Genomic DNA, 20,168 nt, shown 5'->3' on the forward strand with positions numbered 1-20,168 from the left:
ATGCGTCGGCCACCCAGGCGGGCGCGAGCGACAGAACGGGGAATACGAATGAGCGCTTTCGGCCGGAAAACCGGGGCTGGCAGCATGGCCGGCGCGCGCCCTTCGTTCGGTGTGGCGCGGCCGATGCGCGGGCCCGAGTTGGCGAAAGCAGCTCCGGTTCCGGGCGGAATGGGCGGCGATCAGTTCCCGCCCCTGCCTTCGTCCGAAGCCCCTCCGCCTCCCCCGTCGGACACTTCCAACGATCGCACCGCCGATGCGATGACCCGCCTGGCCGACCGCGCCAAGCTGGTCAACGAAGGCAATTACGAAGCCCAGGGCTTCGAAGCCTCGGTTCACAAGATCAAGGAACAGGTGCTCCCGCGCCTGCTTGAACGCGTCGATCCTGAAGCCGCGGCTACGCTCACCAAGGACGAGCTGTCCGAGGAATTCCGCCCGATCATCCTCGAGGTGCTGGCCGAGCTCAAGGTCACGCTCAACCGGCGCGAGCAGTTCGCGCTGGAAAAGGTGCTGATCGACGAGCTGCTCGGCTTCGGCCCGCTCGAGGAACTGCTCAGCGATCCCGACATCTCGGACATCATGGTCAACGGGCCGCAGCAGACGTACATCGAGAAGAAGGGCCGGCTCCAGCTCGCCCCGATCCAGTTCCGCGACGAAAACCACCTGTTCCAGATCGCCCAGCGGATCGTCAACCAGGTCGGCCGCCGGGTCGACCAGACCACCCCGCTGGCCGACGCCCGCCTCAAGGACGGCAGCCGCGTCAACGTCATCGTCCCGCCGCTCTCGCTGCGCGGAACCGCGATCTCGATCCGAAAATTCTCCGAAAAGCCGATCACCATCGACATGCTCCGCGATTTCGGTTCGATGTCCGACAAGATGGCGACCGCGCTCAAGATCGCGGGCGCGTGCCGGATGAACGTGGTCATCTCGGGCGGCACCGGTTCGGGCAAGACGACGATGCTCAACGCGCTGTCGAAGATGATCGATCCGGGCGAGCGCGTGCTGACGATCGAGGACGCCGCCGAACTTCGCCTCCAGCAGCCGCACTGGCTGCCGCTCGAAACGCGCCCGCCCAACCTCGAGGGCCAGGGCGCGATCACCATCGGCGATCTCGTCAAGAACGCGCTGCGTATGCGCCCGGACCGGATTATCCTGGGCGAAATCCGCGGCGCCGAGTGCTTCGACCTGCTCGCCGCGATGAACACCGGCCACGACGGATCGATGTGCACCCTCCACGCCAACAGCCCGCGCGAGTGCCTCGGCCGTATGGAGAACATGATCCTGATGGGCGACATCAAGATCCCCAAGGAAGCGATCAGCCGCCAGATCGCCGAATCGGTCGACATGATCGTTCAGGTCAAGCGCCTGCGCGACGGCAGCCGCCGCACCACCAACATCACCGAGGTGATCGGGATGGAAGGCGACGTGATCGTGACGCAGGAGCTGTTCAAGTTCGAATACCTCGACGAGAGCGAGGACGGCACGATCATCGGCGAGTTCCGCCCGAGCGGGCTGCGGCCGTACACGCTGGAGAAAGCGCGCCAGTTCGGGTTCGACCAGGCGTATCTGGAGGCGTGCCTCTAGGTTTGTCGGCGCAATTCGCCGGACCCACGGCGGACGCGGAACGCTGGGCGAAACCCTGTGACCTTTCACGCTCGCACCGCGCGCTGCCCTGGCCGCGATCGAGTTGCGCCCAATACCTCAGAAGCGCGGAATTATCGGTTTTCCGCTGGTTCGCGACGTGCTTGCCGCGATAGATCATCGGCTTGAGCAGCCCCTCGATCGCACGGCGCGCATACTCTTCGGGTGTGACCTTGCGCGGCGCCTCGCCGAAGCGACCGGCGATGGCATCCCACGCCGCCGCGAAGCTCTCCGCGCCCTCGCGCCGGCGCAGACGATACGCGGTCTCGCGCGCCATCGAAACCCGCCGCGCCGCTTCGCAGACCGAGCCGGTGATCGCCAGCGCGGCGAGGAAAGCCGCCTGCCGCCGCGCCGTCCAGCCATCCTTGCGCGAGCGGGTGGCGACGGGAACGAACGCGGGAACTCGCGGGTGATGGGCAGGCTTGCGGGGCGAATAGCGCTTCATCCGCGAGGTTAAGCGCAACTGGGGCGATGTAGGAAAGTTGAAATGTGGCGTTCGCCATAGCGCGCCGATGTCCGCGGGTCTGCTATCGATCCCATAGCGGACATTTGGGGCTTTGATTATCAAGGGGAGGGAGAGGAGTTCGCAGTGCCCCAAAAGTGTCCTGTTTGCAGGTGCGACGTGAAACCAAACCCGCGCTACCCTCACTACGTGTGCTCCTCATGCGTGAAGCGCGCGACCGCTCCGGATGGAAGGCCTGTCGAGTTTTTTTCAGTCGGGGTCGCTTGGTCTTCTGGACGCTAGGTAAGCCGACACAGGCGAATTGTACGAGAGCGAAGAGTGCGGAATTGACTGCACTCCTTGTTTCGCGCGGGTGGGCCCACTTCGGCAGGATCGTCATCCAAGCTGTGCAGGTCCGCTTTCCACCCCAACCTCGCCGTCGCCCCGTGCTCGACACGGGGCTAGGCTGACTTGCGGAGCCGCGGGGGGCCCAAGAAAAGCACAGCCCCGTGTCAAGCACGGGGCAACGGGCTGGTTTTTGATTGGAAAGGAACCGCGAGCCTTTAGAGCTGCATTGCCAGTCCGCCGTTCGCCCGATTTCATCACTGAATCACAAGCCGAGCGAGAACGCCCATGACCGCCCTCACCATCTGGACCTACGACTGGGTGCCCGAAATGCCGCGCGGGTTCGTGCGCGACCTGCGGCTGAGGTGGGCCTGCAACGAGGCGCGGCTTTCTTACGAGATCCGCACGGTTCCGTTTGACGGGCGTGAAACCAATCACCTGGATCGGCAGCCGTTCGGGCAAGTGCCGTTCCTGACCGATGGCGCCATCGAGCTGTTCGAGAGCGGCGCCGGGCTGCTCCATCTGTCGCGCAAGTCCGACGCGCTGCTCCCGCGCGACGCGGCGGGCGAGGCGGAGACGCTGCAGTGGCTGTTCGCCGCGCTCAATTCGATCGAGATGGTCACGCTGCCGTGGTGGTTCCTCAACATCACCGGCGGTGAAAGCGAGGCGCTGACGGGGTGGGTCGGCAAGCGGCTCGGCCAGCTCGAGCGCGTGCTGGAAAGCCGCGAATGGCTCGCCGCCGGTCGCTTCACGGTCTCCGACCTGCTGATGGCCGACATCCTGCGCGTTCCCGGTGTCCGCTCGTTCGGAGACCGCCCCGCGACCGCCGCCTATGTCGACCGCATCACCGCCCGCCCGGCGTTCCAGCAGGCCCACGCCGAGCAGATAGCGCAGTTCGCGGTGGCCGACACGGGAAGAGGCTGAGCGGCAGTTCGGTTTCTCCTTGGACCGGGAAGCCGATCCTCCCCTGCAGGGGAGGTGTCGCCACGAAGCGGTGACGGAGGGGTGACAACGCCGGCGTCGATACCCCTCCGTCAGCCCAAGAGGGCTGCCACCTCCCCTTGCAGGGGAGGAGCTTTCTCCGTCACAGATACTTCGCCAGCACCGCAAACACGTCCTTCAGGCCCGGCATGCTCTCCTCGGATCGCAGCTTGGCGAGCGCGCCGTCCACATCGAGCAGATACTCGGTAACGCTGTACTCCGCCTGACAGCGCTCCGCCCCCAGCCATGTCACGAGGCGCCGCGCGGCGCGGTTTTCGGACAGGATCTGGACGTTGAGCGTCTCGATATGTTCCAGGCGGCAGTTCACCAGCAGCACCGCGATCAGCATTCGCGCCAGGCCGAGCCCGTGGAACGCATCGACGATCGCGACCGAGAACTCCGCCGATTCGCTGTCGTCCTCGTCTCGCACCGCGTGGACCGCGCCGATCGCCGGCTGATCGCGGCTGTCGCTATGGATCGCGCCCCAGGCGATGTGGCGGTGGCCGTCGGCGTCGATCAGCCGCTCGATCACTGCCTTCGACGGCATGCGCTGCGGGGAGAAGAACCGCAGATAGCGCGATTCGTTGGACAACTGCTCGATCCCCTGCCGCATCCGCAATTCGTCGGTCGGGCGGATCGAGCGGAGGCAGACTTTGGTGCCGTCCTCGAGAGCCGTATGAATGATCTCGTCGATCATCCGATGCGGCCTACGCCCGTCATGACCGCCCGGCTCGCTCACCCTGCCACCCAGTCCTTCGCCGCCAGCCCCAGCGCCACGCAGGCAACCATCAAAGCGACGAAGAACATCGGGGTCCACGGCATCCACCCGACCGCGTCGAGATTGCGGCGGCGGACCCGGCGGCGATCACCCCACCAGGCCAGCGCGGCGAGCGTCGCGGCGGCGATCCCGATCGCGCGCATAGTCGAAAAATCGCTGAGCATCGCGGGGGCGCTAGCACCGCGCGTGGCGTGGCGAAACCATCGACGGACGCGCTTGCCAGGGGGGCGGGTGGCGTTAGGAGCGATCGCGATGACTGCTCCGGCGCACCGCCCCATCCTCGCGATCGCCCTCCGGCTGGCGGCGGCGGCGCTGATCGCGGCGATGCTGACGCTGGTCAAGCTGGCCGGCGAGGCGGGGGTGGCGCTGCCCGAAATCCTGTTCTGGCGGCAGTGCCTGTCGATCCCGCTGCTGCTCGGCTGGATGCGGTTGACCGGCAACACCGGCCTGCTGCGCACGCAGCGCCTGTGGATCCACGGCCGCAGGGCGATGTTGGGGCTGACCAGCATGAGCCTGTTCCTGGGGGCGGCGCTGTTCATGCCGCTGGCCGAGCTGACCACGCTCACCTTCGCCGGGCCGCTTTTCGCGGTGGCGCTATCGGCGCTGCTGCTCAAGGAAGCGGTCGGGCCGTGGCGCTGGGGCGCGGTCGCGCTGGGTTTCGCCGGGGTGGGAATCGTCGCGCAACCCTCGGGCGAGGCCCTACCCGCGCTTGGCGTGGCGATGGGCAGCTTGGCGGCGATGCTCAATGGGCTGATCTCGGTCCAGGTTCGCGATCTCGGGCGGACCGAGCACCCGCTGACCTCGGTGTTCATGTTCAGCGCGTTCTCGATGATCCCGCTCGCCCTGCTGCTGCCGTTCTTCGCCGCGCCGCACACCCCACCGACTTATGCGCTGCTGATCGGCACCGGGATCACCGGAATGCTCGCCCAGATCGGGCTGACCTCGGCGCTGCGGTTCGGCACCGTGGCGACCGTTACGGTAATGGACTATTCGGGCCTGATCTGGTCGACGCTGGCGGGGTGGCTGGTGTGGAACCACCTGCCTCCGCTGACCACCTGGATCGGCGCCCCGCTGATCATCGCGGCGGGGCTGATCGTGGTCTGGCGCGAACATCGCCTCGCCATCGACCGCGCCAAGGAGATCGCCGCGTGACGCTGCCAACCCTCTACCACTGCGGCGACGCCCGCTCGCTGCGCTGTCTGTGGGCGGCGGAAGAAGCCGGGATGGAGATCGACTTGCGCATGCTCCCCTTCCCGCCGCGCGCGTTCGCGCCCGAGTACAAGGAAGTGAACCCGCTCAAGACCGTGCCCGGCTGGGTCGAGAACGGCGTGCTCCTGACCGAATCGGCCGCGATCTGCGAACGCATCGCGCAAGGGACGGCGCTGGAAGTCCGTCCGGAGGAAGCGGACTACTGGTCCTACCGCAACTGGCTCCACCGCAGCGACGCGACGCTGACGTTCCCGCTGGCGATCGTGATCCGCTACACTCGCGTCGAACCGCCCGAGCGGCGGCTGGGCCAGGCGGTCGAGGACTACAAGGCCTTCTTTGCCGGCCGGGCGCGCAGTATCGAGATCGCGCTTGCGGATGGCCGGGAGTGGCTCTGTTCGGACCGCTTCACCATCGCCGACATCTGCGTGGGTTATGCCGCGTTCCTCGCCCGAACGCTTCGCGCGGAGGATACGCTGGGCGAGGCGACGGTGGCCTGGCTGGATCGATTGGTCGCGCGCCCCGGCTTCGTCCGCGCCCGGGCGCGGCAGTCCGCTCCGTCTAGTTGACCCGCCGCTCGCGCCCTTCCCAATAGGGCTCGCGCAAGGCCCGGCGCAGGATCTTGCCCGATGGGTTGCGCGGCAGTTCGGGGATCAGATCGATCGACTTGGGCACCTTGAACCCGGCGATCCGCTCGCGCGCCCAGGCGATGACGTGGTCGGGATCGACCGTGCGCCCCGGCTTGGCGACGACGCAGGCCTTGACCGCCTCGCCCCACTTCGCATCGGGCACGCCGATCACCGCGACTTCGGCGATGTCCGGGTGGCCGTAGATCGCGCTCTCGACTTCGGCCGGATAGACGTTCTCGCCGCCGCTGATGATCATGTCCTTCATCCGGTCCTGGATGTAGATATAGCCGTGCTCGTCCATGGAGGCGGCGTCGCCGGTGCTGACCCAGCCATCGGCGGACAGCGTGCGGGAGGTCGCGTCGGGCAGGTTCCAGTATCCCAGCATGTTGTTGGACGAGCGGATCACGATCTCGCCCACCTGGCCGCGCGGCAGTTCCGCGCCATCCTCGCCGACGATCCTGACCTCGACCCCCGGCAGCGCCTTGCCCGCCGAGCGCATCCGCGGCGAACCGCTCATGTCATGGTCGTCGGGCGGGAGGATCGCGATCGTGCCGGCAGTTTCGGTCATGCCGTAGCATTGCATGAACCCGGCGTTGGGAATGGTCTCGACCGCCTGGCGAAGCAGTTCGAGCGGGATCGGCGCGGCGCCGTACATCACGTACTTGAGCCGCGAGAAGTCGCTTTCTTTCGCCTTGGGATGCTGGATCACCATCTGCAGCGCGGCAGGGACGATGAAGAAGCGGGTGATCCCCTGTTCGATCCCGGCAAGGCAACCTTCGGGCGAAAACTCGGTCTGGACGATCCCCCGCACTCCCGCGCCCAGCGCCATCAGCCCCAGCCCGGTCCCGCCGATATGCGCGCACGGCATGCAGACCAGGATCGCCTCGCCCTCGTCCCACTCGGCCCACGCCAGCCCCGCCTCGACGCCGGCGGCGCGTAGCCCGAAGATGTTGCGTGCGCTCAGCACCGCGCCCTTGGGATTACCGGTGGTGCCCGAGGTATAGAGCTGGAGCACCGCTTCGTCGGCTCCGGCGGGTTCGATTTCGGCGGGTTCGAGCGATGCGAACCACGCGCGCGCCTCGCTCGCGCCGACCACGCGCGGATGCGCGGGCAGACCGGCGGCGACCGCCTTGGCCGCGTCGACGAAATCGTCGCCCGTGAACACCAGCCGCGCGCCGGTGTCCCGAAGGATGAACGCGACTTCGGCAGGCGCGAGCCGCCAGCCGACCGGGACCATCACCACGCCGATGCGGCCCGCGGCGATCAGCAGCTCGAAATAGAGGGCCGAATTCTTGCCGTACCAGGCGATCCGGTCGCCCTTGGCGATCCCGGATTCGGCGAAAGCGGCCGCCATCTGGCGGCTCAGCCGTTCGATCCCGGCAAAGCTCAGCCGCTCATCGCCTTCCTCGAATATCGTCGCGGCGGGCCGTTCCGCCGCCCAATGCCGGACGAAGTCGTCGAAACTCATGAGATTTTCTGGCGCTGACATGGCATTCCTCTCGCGGTGCGGACACGGCCATCCGCTTATCGCTTTGTCTCATTTGACAGGAACCGGGGCATTGGCCAACCGTTGCGATACGGAATAGATACGCATCCGCGGGTCGCTCCCGCCACAGACAAGAGGATACTTCCGATGGTTCGCAAAATCATTCTCGCCATGGCCCTGAGCGGCATCGCGCTCACCGCCACCGCCTGCAACACCGTCAAGGGTGTCGGCCGCGACGTCGAATCGGTCGGCGAAGCGGGCGACAGGGCCATCCACTGATCCGAATGCCCGCAAGGGTCGCGAGCGCCCGCCGGAGCGATCCGGCGGGCGTTTTCGCATGGACTAGGGCGTCCACACCAGCCGCGGCTTGCGCGCGGCCAGGGTCTCGTCGAGCCGCCGCCGTGGCGCGAAATAGGGCGCATTCTTGAGGGTTTCGTCGCCTGACTTCGCCCGAACTGCCAGCGATCGCACGGCGCCGATGAACTGATCGAGGCTGGCCTTGCTCTCGGTCTCGGTCGGCTCAACCAGCATCGCTCCGTGGACGACCAGCGGGAAATAGACCGTCATCGGGTGATAGCCCTCGTCGATCAGCCCCTTGGCGAGATCGAGCGTCGACAGCCCGCCGCCGAACCCGGCATCGCTGAACAGCGCCTCGTGCATGCACGGGCCGGATGCGGCGAACGGCGCATCAAGCACGTCCTCAAGACTGCGCAGCACGTAATTGGCATTGAGCACCGCGTCCTCGGCAACCTGGCGCAGACCGTCGGCGCCATGGCTGAGGATGTAGGTCAGCGCACGGGTGAACATCCCCATCTGGCCGTGGAACGCCGCCATCCGCCCGAATGCCTGGGAATGTCCATGGCTTGCGGCATCTTCCTCCTCGATCAGGTGAATCGATCCGTCAGGCATCCGTGAGACGAATGGCAGCGGTCCGAACGGGCTGAGCGCTTCCGACAGCACGACCGGCCCCGAACCCGGCCCGCCGCCGCCGTGCGGGGTGGAGAAGGTCTTGTGCAGGTTGATGTGCATCGCATCGACGCCGAGGTCCCCAGGGCGGACCTTGCCGACGATCGCGTTGAAGTTGGCCCCGTCACAATAGACGAACCCCCCCGCGGCGTGGACCGCATCGGCGATCCGCTTCATCTCGGGCTCGAACAGCCCGCAGGTGTTGGGATTGGTGATCATCACCGCGGCGACGTCCGGTCCCAGCCGCGCTTCAAGCGCAGCGGAATCGACCCGGCCCGCGGCGGTGGCGGGGATGCTCTCCACCTTGTAGCCCGCGAACGCCGCGGTCGCGGGATTGGTGCCGTGCGCGCTTTCGGGGACCAGCACCACGCTGCGCGGATCGCCGCGCGCTTCCAGCGCCGCGCGGATGCACAGCAGCCCGCACAATTCGCCGTGCGCGCCCGCCTTGGGGGTCATCGCTACCCCGTGCATGCCGGTGAGCTCGATCAGCCAGTGCGCGAGTTCGCTGATCGCTTCGAGCGCGCCTGGAACGGTTTGCTGGGGCGCGAGCGGATGGACGTCGGCGAACCCGGGCAGCCGGGCGAGCTTCTCGTCGAGCCTCGGGTTGTGCTTCATCGTGCAACTGCCGAGCGGAAACAGCCCCAGATCAATCGCGTAGTTCTGGCGGCTGAGCCGGGTGTAGTGACGCACCGCCTCGGGTTCGGAAAGGCCCGGCACGGCGATCGGCGAGGCGCGCAGATGTGACGTCAAGGCGTCGAGCGGAGCGGCGGTTTCGGCTGCGAAATCGACCCCGGTGCGATCCATCGCGCCGATCTCGAACAGCAGCGGCTCTTCGAGCTGGAGCGCGCGGTTGCCGGTGAACGTGGGCGTAGCGGACGCATCGTCGTCGCCGCGCCCCAGCTCCGGACGCCAGCCCGCCGGGTTCATCGCGTTCATGCCAGCACCTCCCGCAACGCCGCGTCGAACGCCGCGATATCCTCGGCGGTCGTCAGTTCGGTTGCAGCGACCAGCAGCCCATTGGCCAGCGCCGCGTTGCCGGGATAGAGCCGCCCCAACGACACCCCGCCGAGCACCTGGCGGTCGGCCAGCTCGCGCACGACCGTGCGGGCATCGCGCGGAAGGCGCACCGCGATCTCGTTGACATAAGCGCGATTGATCAGCTCGACCCCGGGAATTGCCGTGAGCATGCGTGCAGTCTCACACGTCCGAGCGTGCGACTCTCGCGCCATCCGCTCCAGCCCAGTGCCTCCCAAGAGTGTCATATGAATGCTGAATGCCAGCGCGCAAAGCCCTGAATTGGTGCAGATATTGCTCGTCGCCTTTTCCCGCCGGATATGCTGCTCCCGGGTCGAGAGCGTGAGCACGAAGCCGCGCCGCCCTGAGGCATCGACCGTCTCTCCGCACAGCCGGCCGGGCATCTGCCGGACGAATTTGTCGCGGCAGCCGAACAAGCCGAGATAGGGCCCGCCGAACTGCAGCCCAACCCCGATCGCCTGTCCCTCGCCGACCACGATGTCCGCGCCCAAGGTGCCCGGGCTTTCGATCACCCCCAGCGCGACCGGTTCGGTCACCACGGCGATCAGCAGCGCGCCGTTTGCCTGCGCCGCGGCGGCGATCCTGGCGAGGTCGGGGATCCGGCCCATCACGTCGGGATACTGGACGACGACCGCACTGGTCTGGGCATCCAGTTGTGCGATCAGCGCGTTATCATCGGTTTCCGCGACGAGCTCAGGCGTCTCAACCAGCAGATCGTCGCCGGTGAACCGCGCCATCGTCTTAGCCGTTTCGACGTAGTGCGGGTGCAGCCCCGAGGAGATCACCACACGCGACCTGCGGGTGATCCGCCCGGCCATCGCGATCGCTTCCCAGCAGGCCGTCGAACCATCGTACATCGAGGCATTGGCGACATCGGTGCCCAACAGCCGGGCGACCTGAGTCTGGAACTCGAACAACACCTGCAGCGTGCCTTGCGCGATCTCGGGCTGATAGGGGGTGTACGAGGTGAGGAACTCGCCGCGCTGGATCAGGTGGTCGACGCTGGCCGGGATGTGATGGCGATATGCCCCTGCGCCGAGGAAGAACGGCGCCGCCCCTGCGCTCAGGTTCTTCGCGGCGAGCCTGACCATGTGGCGCTCGACCGCCATTTCGGCGGCGTGGCCGGGCAGTCCGGCGATCGGCCCGGAAAGCCGCGCTTCGACGGGAACGTCGGCGAACAGCGCGTCGATATCGGCCGCGCCGATCGTGGCCAGCATCGCGGTGCGGTCGCCGTCACGTAGTGGAAGATAGCGCATGGTCGTCCTCGGTTGGTGAAGCGGCAACCCCGCCGCGCAACCGCGCGGCGTGAGCGAAGGTTCCAGAAAAGCGATGATTGCCAATGTGATCGGCGTGCATCCAGGGACACAGCCAGAGCTTCATCCCGGCTGCGCGGACACGGTCGCAGAAGCCGAAGTCCTCGGAGCGCTGGCGCCGAGTCACGGGATCGATCCGGCTGCCGTAGAACATGTAGGCGACCTCGCCCATGTCGTGCCCGACGCGTTCGCGACCGTCGGGGACGAACGCCAGCTCGGGATACGCGTCCATCATGCGCTCGTAGGTCGCGCGGCGGACCATCGAATATCCGCCGAGCACGGTCTCGACTTCAACCGGACGGTCCAGGCGAAAGCTCCCACCCTCACCCGCCACGAATACCGGCAGGTCGCCGCTGAACTTGGCCAGTTCACCCGCGGCCACGCCCGCCCCGGCGGCCTCGCCGACCGCGCCCCAGGCGATCGCCTTCCGCGGATAACTGCCGCCGATCACGTCGTATGGGGTGTCGTCGCCCTGGAGCGCGAGCAGCGCGAGGACGTCGTCGGCGCGGACAACCACATCGGCGTCGAGGAACAGCAGGTGGGTGCAATCGCTGCGCAGGAACTCGTCCACCACCATCGCCCGGCTGCGGTCGGTCGGCTGGTTGACGATGAACGAAAGGCGAAAGGCGACGCCGTGCTGGCCCAACTTGAGCGCGATCTCGACCAGCGCCGCGGCATAGGCGCCGTGGCACATCCCCTCGTACATAGGGGTGCCGATCATCAGCCGACGCGCCGCAAGTTCGGCTGCTGGAATGCTGATTTCCAACGTAAACTTGCCCTAAAGCGTGTCGACGAAGCTGCGATAGGCGGGCTCGTCCATCAACGCGCCGAGCTCGCTCGCGTCGGACAGCGTCATCCGCCACAGCCAGCCGTCGCCCTCCGCCGCCGAGTTCACCAGCTCGGGATTGTCGGCGAGCGCCTCGTTCACGCCGCTGACCGTGCCGCTCACCGGAGAATAGACATCGGAGGCGGCCTTGACGGAATCGACTACCGAGGCGCTGTCGCCCTGGGCCAGGGTTGCGCCCTCGGCGGGGAGTTCGACGAAGGTGATGTCGCCGAGCTGGCCCTGGGCATAGTCGGTGATTCCGACCGTGGCGGTGGCGCCGTCGATCTCGACCCATTCGTGGTCCTTGGTGAAATAACGGTTCATTTTCAAGAACTCCTCAGCGGAAGTAGCGATGGGGGATGAAGGGTAGCGGGACCACGGTGGCGGCGATGCGCTTGCCCCTGACTTCGATTTCGAGCGAGGTGCCGGGCGCCGCGTCGGCGGCCTCGACATAGGCCATGGCGATCGGACGCCCGAGACTGGGCGCAAATCCGCCCGAAGTTACTCTCCCAGTCGCACTCCCAGCGCGCAGTACTGCATCACTTTCGCGCGCAGCCATGCGCCCTTCGAGCGCCAATCCGACCCGTTTGCGCGCCGGTCCGGCGGCCAGCGCGGCGAGGATCGGATTCGCCCCCAAAAACCCGCCCTCGGACCGGCGCCGCTTGTTGATCGCGAAGGTCAGTCCGGCCTCGACCGGATCGGTCTCGGCGGTAATGTCATGCCCATAAAGCGGCAGCCCGGCTTCGAGCCGCAGCGAGTCGCGCGCACCGAGGCCGATCGGCTTGACCTCGGGCTGGGCGCACAGCGCGTCGGCCAGCGCGGCGGCGTGTTCGCCGGGGACCGAGATTTCGTAGCCGTCCTCTCCAGTATAGCCCGAGCGGCTGATCCGCAGCGGCACTTCGCCCCACCGGAACGGAGCGGCCTGCATGAAGGTTATGGTCTGCGCGGTCGGCCAGCCATCGTTCATCGGCGCCAGCCCCAACCTTGCCAGCGCGGTCGCCGCTTCCGGCCCCTGCAACGCCAGCAAGGCGTCGTCGGCGAGGTGGCTGAGCGTGACCGCGTCGGGCAGATGCTCGCGCAAGTGGGCGATGTCGTCCCACTTGGTCGCACCGTTGACCACGAGGTAGAAGTGATGGACCGCGTTGGTGACCATCAGGTCGTCGAGAATCCCGCCATGCTCGTCAAGCAGCAGCGAATAGCGCACCCCGCCGGGCTTGAGCGTGGCGAGGTCGATCGGCAGCGCCGCTTCGAGCGCGGCAGCCGCCCCCTCGCCCGAAACCTCGAGCTGGCCCATGTGGGAGACGTCGAACAGCCCGGCGTGACTGCGCGTCCACAGATGCTCGGCGATGATGCCCCCACCCTCGACCACGTACTGGACCGGCATCTCATAGCCCGCGAACGGGACCATCCGCGCGCCGCGCTGCCGGTGCCAGGCGTCGAGCGGAAGCCGTTCCGGACCGGACGGAGCATCGTCCGGGTGCGCGGGTTCGTCGGGGTTATTGTATGTGTCGCTCACTAATCAACCTTCCGCACAGCACGGCACCTTCCGGCGCCCCCTCTGTCACGGAAACCTGAGAGCTTTCCCCCGCCAGTCGTCGAAAACCAGGCGGGGTTACCCCTTCGGCGGCCCCGCCGGTTTCGGCATGGGCTCTTTCCAGAGTGTCGCTATCGATCCACGCGGTCCGGGTGCCTGAGAGATTCCGGGGCGGTTGCTCCTTCGGCGCCTTCGCTTCGTTGCCGAATCGAAGAACTCTCCCGCGCGATCAGCGACCCGCCCCGGATGGCGGGGACGCGCCGCCAAGTCAACGCCGCGACGGGGCGTCCAACCGGTCCGCGGCGCGGACAATCTCGTCGTGTTCGTGGATAAACCTCCCGCGCGGCTTTTCCGCGGCGAGCGCGAGGATGGCATCCGCCATCGTCGTCGCGCGGACCGAGCGATATTTGCGCGCCGACCCGTGGAGCAGCGGATCGACCAGCGGGGTGGCGAGCATCGCCAGCTTCTCGGCCGGACGGCGTTCGGCGCGAGGCCCGCGCAGCAGGCCCGGGCGCAGAATGTCGAGCCGATCGAACTTCAGCTTGGCGAGTGCATCCTCGACCTCGCCTTTGACCCGAAAGTACAGCCCGCGGCTGGAAATCGCAGCCCCGACCGACGACACCACGATGCAGCGCTTCACGCCCGCGGCTTTGGCGGCCTGCGCGCAGGCGAGCACAAGGTCTTTGTCGGTCGCGCGGAACACCGCCTCGTTCCTGCCCGACGCGCGCCAGGTGGTGCCAAGCGCGATCACGATCGCGTCGGCATTGGCGGTGCCGATCACCGGACCCCAATCGGCCGGATCGGCGACGAGCAGCTCCATCCGCGCGCCTTGCGGCAGCGGCGCCTCGCGCCGGGCGATCGCGGTCAGACGATAGCGCTCACGCCCGACCGCGCGCTGGATCAGCGTGGTCCCAATCAAGCCGGTGGCGCCGACCAGCAAGATCCGGATCGGGTCAGGCCGGATCGGGTCAGGCCTGGGGGGCTCAGACATTGCGCAGTCCTTCAGGGATTTCGCCGAACAGGCGGTGATAGGTGTCGATGGCGTAGCGGTCGGTCATCCCGGCGATGAAATCGGCGATGTGGCGGCTGCGCTGCGGTTCGCGCGCGGGCAACGCCTCGTGCCAGCTGGGCGGCATCTGCGCCGGATCGGCGGCGAGCGCGGCAAACAGGCGCTCGATCACCGCCCGCGCGCGCTCCGCTGTGGCGCGCTGTTCGGGGTGGAAGTAGAGTCGCTCGTAGAGAAACGCCTTGAGCGTGCGCTCCCGCGCTTCGAGTTCGGGCGAGAACCCCACCAGCGCGCGACCGGCGGCGCGGACCTGCGCGATCGTCTCGATGCCCCCGCCCGCCAACCGCGCCTGCGTCTCGCCGATCAGGTCGTTGACCATCAGCCCGATCTGCCCGCGCACCAGCTCGCGCAGCTGGCGTTCGCGCGGCGCGTCGGGGAAGCGGCGCTCGACCTCGCGAAACTGATCGGCGACGAAATCGAGCATCAGCAGATCGTCGAGCACCAGGAACCCGGCGCGCAGGCCGTCGTCGATGTCGTGGTTGTCGTAGGCGATGTCGTCGGCCAGCGCGGCGACTTGCGCCTCCAGGCTCGGCCAATCGCGCAGCGCCAGCGGACACATCGCGTCGAGCTCGGCCAGCGCCCACGACGGCTCGATCACCGGCCCGTTGTGCTTGGCGAGCCCTTCCAGCAACTCCCAGCTAAGGTTGAGGCCCTCGTGATCGCAATACGGGCTTTCGAGCCGCATCAGCGTGCGTAGGGTGTGGGCGTTGTGGTCGAACCCGCCGTGCCCCGCGAGCGCGCCGTTCAGCGCCTCCTCTCCGGCGTGGCCGAACGGGGGGTGGCCGATGTCGTGGGCCAGGCACAGCGCCTCGGTCAGGTCCTCGTCGAGCCCCAGCGCGCGGGCGATGGTCCTGCCGATCTGCGCGACTTCCAGGCTGTGGGTCAGGCGGACGCGATAGTGATCGCCGTCAGGGGCGACGAACACCTGGGTCTTGTGGCGCAGGCGGCGGAAGGCGATCGAATGGACGATCCGGTCGCGGTCGCGCTGGAATGCGCTGCGCGGCCCGCGGGTGGCGCGTTCGTCGAGCGCGAATTCGCGGCCGCGGCTGTGGGCGGGATCGGCAGCGTAAGAGGCGCGGGTCACGATCCTCCCCTGCAAGGGGAAGCGTCAGCGCATTCGCGCTGCCACCTCCCCCGATGGGGGAGGATCGACCTATTCACCCAGTATCCAGTCCGCCGCCGCCTCGGCGTGGATCCGCGTTCCGTCGTAGATCGGCAGGACGTTGGCATCGACGTCGACCACCATCTCCAGCTCGGTGCAGGCGAGCACGATCGCCTGCGCGCCATCCTGCGATTGGTGGGTGATCCAGGTCTTGCAGGCGCGTTCGGCGGTGCGCGAGGCCTTTTCGCGCATCAGGTCGTTGTAGATCATTTCCTCGATCGCCGGGATTCCGTCCATGTCTGGGGGCATCAGGGTGATGCCGTGGGCGACCAGGCGTTCGCGATAGAAGCTTTCCGTCATCACCGCGCTGGTGCCGAGCAGCGCCGCGCGCTTCACCCCCTTTTCGGCCATCCGTTTGCCGACGGTGTCGGCGATGTGAAGGATGGGGATCGTGACGGCGGCGGCCACTTCGTCATAGACGCGATGCATCGAATTGGCGGCGATTATCAGCGCGCCGGCGCCTGCGGCCTCGAGGCGTTTGGCCGATTCCCCGAGCGTTTGCGCCGTGACTTGCCAGGCCGCATCGTCGGTCAGCCGAGCGAGTTCCGCGAAGTCGAGGCTTTCGATCAGCAGCGGCGCGCTTGCCTGGCCGCCCACCCGGCGCTGAACGAACCGGTTGAGATGCTCGTAGTAGGTCCGGGTCGAGACCCAGCTCATCCCCCCGATCAGCCCCAGTTTGCGCACGGCAAGCCCCTCGTTCCTGTTGCACTGCGGCATAGGCGAGTCAGCGATGGGCGTCCACCCGCGGCGGAGCGCCAGCCGCCGCGCCAGCGCCTCCGCCCGTCGATGGCAGCATGGCGAGCCAGCCGCGCAGGTCTGCGGCGCTCTTGTCCGGCGCCTCCTCCATCGGGATATGGCCGATGCCGGGATAGACGATCATCCGGCTGCCGGGGATCGCGCGGTGCAGCCACTGCCCGGCGGCAAGCGGGATGAGCGGATCGCCTTCGCCCCACTGGATGAGAACCGGCACCTTCAGCCGGGCCAGGTCGCTTGCCGGAAACGAGGTCATCGGCCGGGAAAACCGCGCGACGGTCGCCGCCCGGTTGCCGGGAAAGCGCAGCAGTTCCCAGTACCGGTCGACCATCGCCGGGGTCACGATCGCCTGGTTGCGAACGCTTTGATGCAGACTCTTGTCGATCAGGCTGCGCGGAGTGATCCGGGTCATCAGCCACCCGCCCACCGGATTGCGCGCCAGGGTGAAGGCGAGGTTGCCCTCCGCCTTGCCGACCGGAGGCGAACCGACCGAATCCAGCAGCACCAGGCCGTCGAGCCGCTCGGGATGGCGCAGCGCATAGGCCAGCGCGATTCCCCCGCCCATCGAATTGCCCGCCAGCACGAACCGCTTCAGGCGCAGCTTGTCCGCCATCCGCCCGACGTCGTCGGCAAAATTGCCCTCCGCATAGTCGCCCGCCGGGTCGGCGCCGGTCAGGCCGTGCCCGATCTGGTCGAAGCGGACGACGCGGTAACGGTCGGTAAGCGCGGCGGTCCACGCGTCCCAAGTGTGGAGATCGGCGTTCGAGCCGTGGAGGAGCATGACGACCGGTGCATCGCGCGGTCCCTCGTCGCGGAAGTGGACAGTCAGGCCAGGGCGCAAGATCGCGAACTGCGAGGGCGGCGCGCCGTACTTGGCGAGCATCGCCTTGCGGTCGGTGTCCGGCGTGCGCTTGGCCACGAACGCCACGACCAGCAGCGCGGCGAGGATCGCCAGCCAGGTGAGGACCCGGCGCAAGCTCAGCGCTTCATCCCCGCGATCCAGGCGCGGACGGCTTTCACCCCCTCGGCATCGACCGTCGCCTTGCCCAGTTCGGGCATCGCCACCCCGCCTTCGAGGCTGGCCATGCGGTAGGTAAGGATGGAGTGGTCGGGATCGCCGGGGACCACGTCGAACTCGTTGGTCCCTGCCCCGCGCCCCGCGGCGACCGGGCGCTTGTTGGTCCCGAGCAACGCGGGATCGTTCTGCTCCCAGCGCAAGTCGAGCCCGCTGTTCGAGGCCGAGCCGGCGGGGTTGTGGCAGTGTCCGCAGTTGGCATCGAGATAGCCGCGCGCGACCGGCGCGGCGGGGGATTTGCCGCGCTCCTCCCACAGCGGCAGGCGCATGGCGACCGCAGGGGAGCGATCGAGCCGCCCTGCCTTGACCTGCGCCGCCAGCCAGGCGGGCGCGAGGTTGCGCGCCTTCGGTCCGATCGGGGTGACCACGCCCGCGAAGCCGTGACACTCCTTGCACTGGTTCTTGTTGGGGATGGAATAACTGATCGCCGCGCCCTGCGGCGTGGTCAGCGCCACGCGCGCGCCGCCCAGCGTCAGCTTCGCCTCGGTCTGCGCTTCGTTCCATTTGTACGGCAGCGCCACCCAGCCCTCGGCCCGGTGGAGCAGGACGCGGGTTTCGATCTGGCGCTCGCCGAAAGCAAAGGTCTTGATCAGCGCCGCGCCGACCGGAAGCTCGAGCAGGCCCTCGCCGCCGGCCTTGGCCTTCGCTCCGGGCGGAAGGTAGAGGAACCGGTGCTTTTCCGCGCCATCCGACCACAGCGGGGTATTGAGGCGATAGGGCGTGACCCCGGCGGCAGGCTTGTGCGCGGCGGCATCGGCGAAGAATCCGAACTCGGCGAGCGTGGCGGGATAGCCGCTGGCGGTGATGGCGGTGTTATTGACCGGGGTTGCGGGGGCCGCGCCAACCAACGTCAGTGCAGCTCCCAGCACCGCAACCCGCAAAGCCCCGGCAGGAGGGAGTCTCGGGATCATCCCGCGATCCGGGCATCCAGCTCAGCCGGCGCGCCGATCGCCGGGAGCTTGGCCGATCCCGCGGGAAGCTTGGCCGGCAGCCTGGCCAATCCCGGCTTGCCGCTGGTCGCTTCGTCGCCTTGCTTGGTCAGCCCCAGCGTCCATGCGGGTGTCCCCGGCGCCACCGCCAGGGTCGTCGCCGGATCGCCCAGCCCGTCGTACAGCACCGGTGGCAGCGCCCCGCCGAAAGCCGCCGACAGCATCGGCGCGCCATCCACCTGCGGATCGTAGCCGCCCCGCCCGAACGTATTCGCCCCGATCGTCACCCGGCGCGGCACGGGGTTGTAGGTCGCATCTTTGTAAGCGCGCGGATACGATATCACCATCACCTGGCTGGTCGGGTTCTGGTCGAACACGTTGTTTTCGACCCAAACGCTGTCGTTGGCCATCACCATCGCGCCGGTCCCGCGGCGCACGCTGGCGACGATGTTGCCCTTGGGTGCGAAGTTGGGAGTGTCGTTGGCGATAACCAGATTGTGCTCGATCCGCACGTTGCCCCCGCCCATCACGGGCAGGCTGGGCAGGTCGAACACCAGGATGCCGCCGGTGTTGCGCGTCACGTAGTTGCCGCTGACCAGCGCATCGCGGCTGTTCTCGATCTCGATCCCGGCGACGTTGCCTTCCGCCCGGCTGTTGCGGACGGTGATCGCCTTGCTCTGCCCGACGTAGATGCCTGCGTCCGAGGCGCCCTTGGCGACCACCCCGTCGATCAGCACCCCGGTGCTCTGCACGGGGTAGATGCCGTAGGCGCCGTTGGTCTCCTTTGGGCCGCCGGTCCATTCGGCGCGGACGCGGTAATAGACGATCCGGTCGGCGCCCTTGGACTTGATCGCGTCGCCCTTTGCGTTCTCGACCGCGAAATCGCGCAAGGTGACGTCGTCGGAGGTGACCAGCAGGCCTTCTCCGGCACCCTGCTGGCCGGTGAAATCGAGGATCGTGCGCTCCATCCCCATCCCGCGCACGGTGACCTTGTCGGCATCGAGGCTGAGCCCGTCGGTCAGCGCGAAGCGGCCCTCGCCGATCTGGACGACATCGCCCGGCTGCGCCGCGATCAGCGCTTCCTGAAGCCGCTGCTGCGCGCCCTCGCCCGCTTCGACCGCAATGGTCTTCGCCTGAGCGCTTGTCGAAACCAGCGCGGCAAGCGCAACGAATGACGCGAATTTCATGAAGCTTTTCTCCCGCCGCGCATTAGGAACCGCGCCGAGACGAAATTCAAGAGAGGAGCGCGATTTGCCCCGTATTGTCCTGACTGTGGCCGCGTTTGCCGCCACTACCGCCAACGCTGCCCCGGCGTCGATTGCGGGCAACTGGAACACCGACGACGGCCGCGCGATCGTCACCGTCGCCCCGTGCGGCGGCGGGCTGTGCGCGACGATCAGCCGCTTCCTGTTCGCCGAACCTCCAGGCGGCGTCCGCGATGCGAAGAACCCCGACCCCAAACTGCGCAACCGCCGCGTCCTGGGCAGCAACGTGCTGTGGAACCTCAAGCCCGCGGGCAAGACTTGGGCCGGCACCGGCTATAGCGCCCGCGACGGCCGGACTTTCAAGGCGACCGCGAGCAGCGACGGCGGACGCCTCAACCTCAAAGGCTGCGTGATGGTATTTTGCAAAACGGTTGTGTGGACGCGGGTCCAACCCCTGACCTGACAGCGGAGAAAGAAGATGCCAGCCTTCGTCGTCGCCTGCTTCGACATCACCGACCCAGCGGGATACGAAGCCTATCGTCCCGCCGTATTGCCGACGTTGCAGGCGCATGGCTGCGAAGTTCTCGCCGCCGATTACGCTTCACAAACCATCGAGGGCCAGCCGGGCCACGTCACGGTGATCCTCAAATTCGCCTCGAAGGCTGCGGCGACGGCTTGGTACGAATCGCCTGAGTATCAGGCCATCAAGTCCCTGCGGACCGATAACAGCCAGGGCACGGTGGTCCTCGTCGACGCGTGGTCGCCGTCGGAGTGATCGGACCGCCGATCTTGCATGCGA

The 20,168-nt window shown here is 67.6% G+C and carries 22 protein-coding genes and 2 riboswitches; of the genes, 7 read left to right on the forward strand and 15 right to left on the reverse strand.

Features of this window, described 5'->3' with window-relative positions:
* Positions 1–48 precede the first annotated feature (48 nt).
* Positions 49–1,581 (forward strand): CpaF family protein, encoded by a 1,533-nt coding sequence (locus GKE62_RS02010; protein WP_154690790.1) that lies wholly within the window; start codon positions 49–51, stop codon positions 1,579–1,581.
* Here the strand turns inward: GKE62_RS02010 and GKE62_RS18375 are convergent.
* Positions 1,484–2,083, reverse strand: coding sequence for a hypothetical protein (locus GKE62_RS18375; RefSeq protein WP_195908559.1), 600 nt, complete (start codon positions 2,081–2,083; stop codon positions 1,484–1,486). The two genes, GKE62_RS02010 and GKE62_RS18375, sit on opposite strands and share 98 nt — an antisense overlap.
* Positions 2,084–2,713: 630 nt before the next feature.
* Here GKE62_RS18375 and GKE62_RS02020 point away from each other — a divergent pair.
* Positions 2,714–3,349 (forward strand): glutathione S-transferase family protein, encoded by a 636-nt coding sequence (locus GKE62_RS02020; protein ID WP_154690792.1) that lies wholly within the window; start codon positions 2,714–2,716, stop codon positions 3,347–3,349.
* 160 nt (positions 3,350–3,509) lie between these two features.
* Here GKE62_RS02020 and GKE62_RS02025 read toward each other — a convergent pair whose 3' ends face one another.
* The gene (locus GKE62_RS02025) at positions 3,510–4,103 is read right to left on the reverse strand and encodes a GNAT family N-acetyltransferase (protein WP_154690793.1); all 594 of its coding nucleotides are present in this window, start codon (positions 4,101–4,103) and stop codon (positions 3,510–3,512) included.
* A gap of 38 nt (positions 4,104–4,141) precedes the next feature.
* Entirely contained in the window at positions 4,142–4,348 is a 207-nt protein-coding gene (locus tag GKE62_RS02030; RefSeq protein ID WP_154690794.1) for a hypothetical protein, read from the reverse strand.
* An 88-nt stretch (positions 4,349–4,436) separates the two neighbouring features.
* Here GKE62_RS02030 and GKE62_RS02035 point away from each other — a divergent pair, with 88 nt between their 5' ends.
* Both GKE62_RS02035 and GKE62_RS02040 read left to right on the forward strand, forming a co-directional pair.
* Complete coding sequence (locus tag GKE62_RS02035) at positions 4,437–5,336, forward strand: DMT family transporter (protein ID WP_230206860.1); 900 nt, start codon at positions 4,437–4,439, stop codon at positions 5,334–5,336.
* Positions 5,333–5,959, forward strand: coding sequence for a glutathione S-transferase family protein (locus tag GKE62_RS02040; RefSeq protein ID WP_195908560.1), 627 nt, complete (start codon positions 5,333–5,335; stop codon positions 5,957–5,959). The genes GKE62_RS02035 and GKE62_RS02040 overlap by 4 nt, the downstream gene beginning before the upstream one ends.
* Here the strand turns inward: GKE62_RS02040 and GKE62_RS02045 are convergent.
* Entirely contained in the window at positions 5,952–7,487 is a 1,536-nt protein-coding gene (locus GKE62_RS02045) for a long-chain-fatty-acid--CoA ligase (RefSeq protein WP_230206861.1), read from the reverse strand. The two genes, GKE62_RS02040 and GKE62_RS02045, sit on opposite strands and share 8 nt — an antisense overlap.
* A gap of 165 nt (positions 7,488–7,652) precedes the next feature.
* On the opposite strand from GKE62_RS02045, the gene GKE62_RS02050 reads away from it, so the two are divergent.
* Positions 7,653–7,784, forward strand: a complete 132-nt coding sequence (locus tag GKE62_RS02050) for an entericidin A/B family lipoprotein (RefSeq protein WP_154690797.1) — start codon at positions 7,653–7,655, stop codon at positions 7,782–7,784.
* Positions 7,785–7,847: 63 nt separating this feature from the next.
* On the opposite strand, the gene gcvPB is transcribed toward GKE62_RS02050, so the two are convergent.
* The 11 genes from gcvPB to GKE62_RS02105 form a co-directional block, all read right to left on the reverse strand.
* Positions 7,848–9,407 (reverse strand): aminomethyl-transferring glycine dehydrogenase subunit GcvPB, encoded by a 1,560-nt coding sequence (gcvPB, locus tag GKE62_RS02055; RefSeq protein ID WP_154690798.1) that lies wholly within the window; start codon positions 9,405–9,407, stop codon positions 7,848–7,850.
* Positions 9,404–10,762: an aminomethyl-transferring glycine dehydrogenase subunit GcvPA gene (gene gcvPA, locus GKE62_RS02060; RefSeq protein ID WP_154690799.1), complete on the reverse strand. Its 1,359-nt coding sequence runs from the start codon at positions 10,760–10,762 to the stop codon at positions 9,404–9,406. The genes gcvPB and gcvPA overlap by 4 nt, the downstream gene beginning before the upstream one ends.
* Positions 10,740–11,540: a hypothetical protein gene (locus GKE62_RS02065; RefSeq protein ID WP_154690800.1), complete on the reverse strand. Its 801-nt coding sequence runs from the start codon at positions 11,538–11,540 to the stop codon at positions 10,740–10,742. The genes gcvPA and GKE62_RS02065 overlap by 23 nt, the downstream gene beginning before the upstream one ends.
* A 57-nt stretch (positions 11,541–11,597) precedes the next feature.
* Positions 11,598–11,969, reverse strand: coding sequence for a glycine cleavage system protein GcvH (gene gcvH / locus GKE62_RS02070; protein WP_154690801.1), 372 nt, complete (start codon positions 11,967–11,969; stop codon positions 11,598–11,600).
* A 13-nt stretch (positions 11,970–11,982) separates the two neighbouring features.
* Positions 11,983–13,161, reverse strand: coding sequence for a glycine cleavage system aminomethyltransferase GcvT (gene gcvT, locus GKE62_RS02075; protein WP_154690802.1), 1,179 nt, complete (start codon positions 13,159–13,161; stop codon positions 11,983–11,985).
* Positions 13,162–13,193: 32 nt separating this feature from the next.
* Positions 13,194–13,313, reverse strand: a riboswitch (glycine riboswitch).
* Positions 13,314–13,413, reverse strand: a riboswitch (glycine riboswitch). It lies immediately after the preceding riboswitch.
* A gap of 34 nt (positions 13,414–13,447) precedes the next feature.
* Positions 13,448–14,170 carry an NAD(P)H-binding protein gene (locus GKE62_RS02080; RefSeq protein ID WP_154690803.1) on the reverse strand — a complete coding sequence of 241 codons (723 nt, stop codon included), beginning with the start codon at positions 14,168–14,170 and terminating at the stop codon, positions 13,448–13,450.
* The gene (locus tag GKE62_RS02085) at positions 14,163–15,329 is read right to left on the reverse strand and encodes a deoxyguanosinetriphosphate triphosphohydrolase (protein ID WP_154690804.1); all 1,167 of its coding nucleotides are present in this window, start codon (positions 15,327–15,329) and stop codon (positions 14,163–14,165) included. The genes GKE62_RS02080 and GKE62_RS02085 overlap by 8 nt, the downstream gene beginning before the upstream one ends.
* 69 nt (positions 15,330–15,398) lie before the next feature.
* A complete protein-coding gene (locus GKE62_RS02090) occupies positions 15,399–16,091 on the reverse strand; it encodes an aspartate/glutamate racemase family protein (RefSeq protein WP_154690805.1) in 693 nt (230 codons plus the stop codon).
* Between the two features lie 40 nt (positions 16,092–16,131).
* Entirely contained in the window at positions 16,132–17,136 is a 1,005-nt protein-coding gene (locus GKE62_RS02095; RefSeq protein WP_230206862.1) for an alpha/beta fold hydrolase, read from the reverse strand.
* A 2-nt stretch (positions 17,137–17,138) separates the two neighbouring features.
* Complete coding sequence (locus tag GKE62_RS02100; RefSeq protein ID WP_154690806.1) at positions 17,139–18,146, reverse strand: SO2930 family diheme c-type cytochrome; 1,008 nt, start codon at positions 18,144–18,146, stop codon at positions 17,139–17,141.
* Positions 18,143–19,351 (reverse strand): parallel beta-helix domain-containing protein, encoded by a 1,209-nt coding sequence (locus GKE62_RS02105; protein ID WP_154690807.1) that lies wholly within the window; start codon positions 19,349–19,351, stop codon positions 18,143–18,145. Before GKE62_RS02105 ends, GKE62_RS02100 begins: the two co-directional genes overlap by 4 nt.
* A gap of 64 nt (positions 19,352–19,415) precedes the next feature.
* On the opposite strand from GKE62_RS02105, the gene GKE62_RS02110 reads away from it, so the two are divergent.
* Together GKE62_RS02110 and GKE62_RS02115 are read left to right on the forward strand one after the other, a co-directional pair.
* Positions 19,416–19,832 carry a DUF2147 domain-containing protein gene (locus tag GKE62_RS02110; protein WP_195908561.1) on the forward strand — a complete coding sequence of 139 codons (417 nt, stop codon included), beginning with the start codon at positions 19,416–19,418 and terminating at the stop codon, positions 19,830–19,832.
* 15 nt (positions 19,833–19,847) lie between these two features.
* A complete protein-coding gene (locus tag GKE62_RS02115) occupies positions 19,848–20,144 on the forward strand; it encodes a DUF1330 domain-containing protein (protein ID WP_154690809.1) in 297 nt (98 codons plus the stop codon).
* Positions 20,145–20,168 lie beyond the last annotated feature (24 nt).

Origin of the sequence: Novosphingobium sp. Gsoil 351 (assembly GCF_009707465.1) — a bacterium.
In the GTDB taxonomy this organism is placed as follows: Bacteria; Pseudomonadota; Alphaproteobacteria; order Sphingomonadales; family Sphingomonadaceae; genus Novosphingobium.

Excerpts from the sequence above, each read along its gene's own strand:
- GKE62_RS02010 (WP_154690790.1), top strand. The coding sequence starts at position 49 with ATGAGCGCTTTCGGCCGGAAAACCGGGGCTGGCAGCATGGCCGGCGCG.
- GKE62_RS18375 (WP_195908559.1), bottom strand. The coding sequence starts at position 2,083 with ATGAAGCGCTATTCGCCCCGCAAGCCTGCCCATCACCCGCGAGTTCCC.
- GKE62_RS02020 (WP_154690792.1), top strand. The coding sequence starts at position 2,714 with ATGACCGCCCTCACCATCTGGACCTACGACTGGGTGCCCGAAATGCCG.
- GKE62_RS02025 (WP_154690793.1), bottom strand. The coding sequence starts at position 4,103 with ATGATCGACGAGATCATTCATACGGCTCTCGAGGACGGCACCAAAGTC.
- GKE62_RS02030 (WP_154690794.1), bottom strand. The coding sequence starts at position 4,348 with ATGCTCAGCGATTTTTCGACTATGCGCGCGATCGGGATCGCCGCCGCG.
- GKE62_RS02035 (WP_230206860.1), top strand. The coding sequence starts at position 4,437 with ATGACTGCTCCGGCGCACCGCCCCATCCTCGCGATCGCCCTCCGGCTG.
- GKE62_RS02045 (WP_230206861.1), bottom strand. The coding sequence starts at position 7,487 with ATGAGTTTCGACGACTTCGTCCGGCATTGGGCGGCGGAACGGCCCGCC.
- GKE62_RS02050 (WP_154690797.1), top strand. The coding sequence starts at position 7,653 with ATGGTTCGCAAAATCATTCTCGCCATGGCCCTGAGCGGCATCGCGCTC.
- gcvPB (WP_154690798.1), bottom strand. The coding sequence starts at position 9,407 with ATGAACGCGATGAACCCGGCGGGCTGGCGTCCGGAGCTGGGGCGCGGC.
- gcvPA (WP_154690799.1), bottom strand. The coding sequence starts at position 10,762 with ATGCGCTATCTTCCACTACGTGACGGCGACCGCACCGCGATGCTGGCC.
- GKE62_RS02065 (WP_154690800.1), bottom strand. The coding sequence starts at position 11,540 with ATGATCGGCACCCCTATGTACGAGGGGATGTGCCACGGCGCCTATGCC.
- gcvH (WP_154690801.1), bottom strand. The coding sequence starts at position 11,969 with ATGAACCGTTATTTCACCAAGGACCACGAATGGGTCGAGATCGACGGC.
- GKE62_RS02080 (WP_154690803.1), bottom strand. The coding sequence starts at position 14,170 with ATGTCTGAGCCCCCCAGGCCTGACCCGATCCGGCCTGACCCGATCCGG.
- GKE62_RS02100 (WP_154690806.1), bottom strand. The coding sequence starts at position 18,146 with ATGATCCCGAGACTCCCTCCTGCCGGGGCTTTGCGGGTTGCGGTGCTG.
- GKE62_RS02105 (WP_154690807.1), bottom strand. The coding sequence starts at position 19,351 with ATGAAATTCGCGTCATTCGTTGCGCTTGCCGCGCTGGTTTCGACAAGC.
- GKE62_RS02115 (WP_154690809.1), top strand. The coding sequence starts at position 19,848 with ATGCCAGCCTTCGTCGTCGCCTGCTTCGACATCACCGACCCAGCGGGA.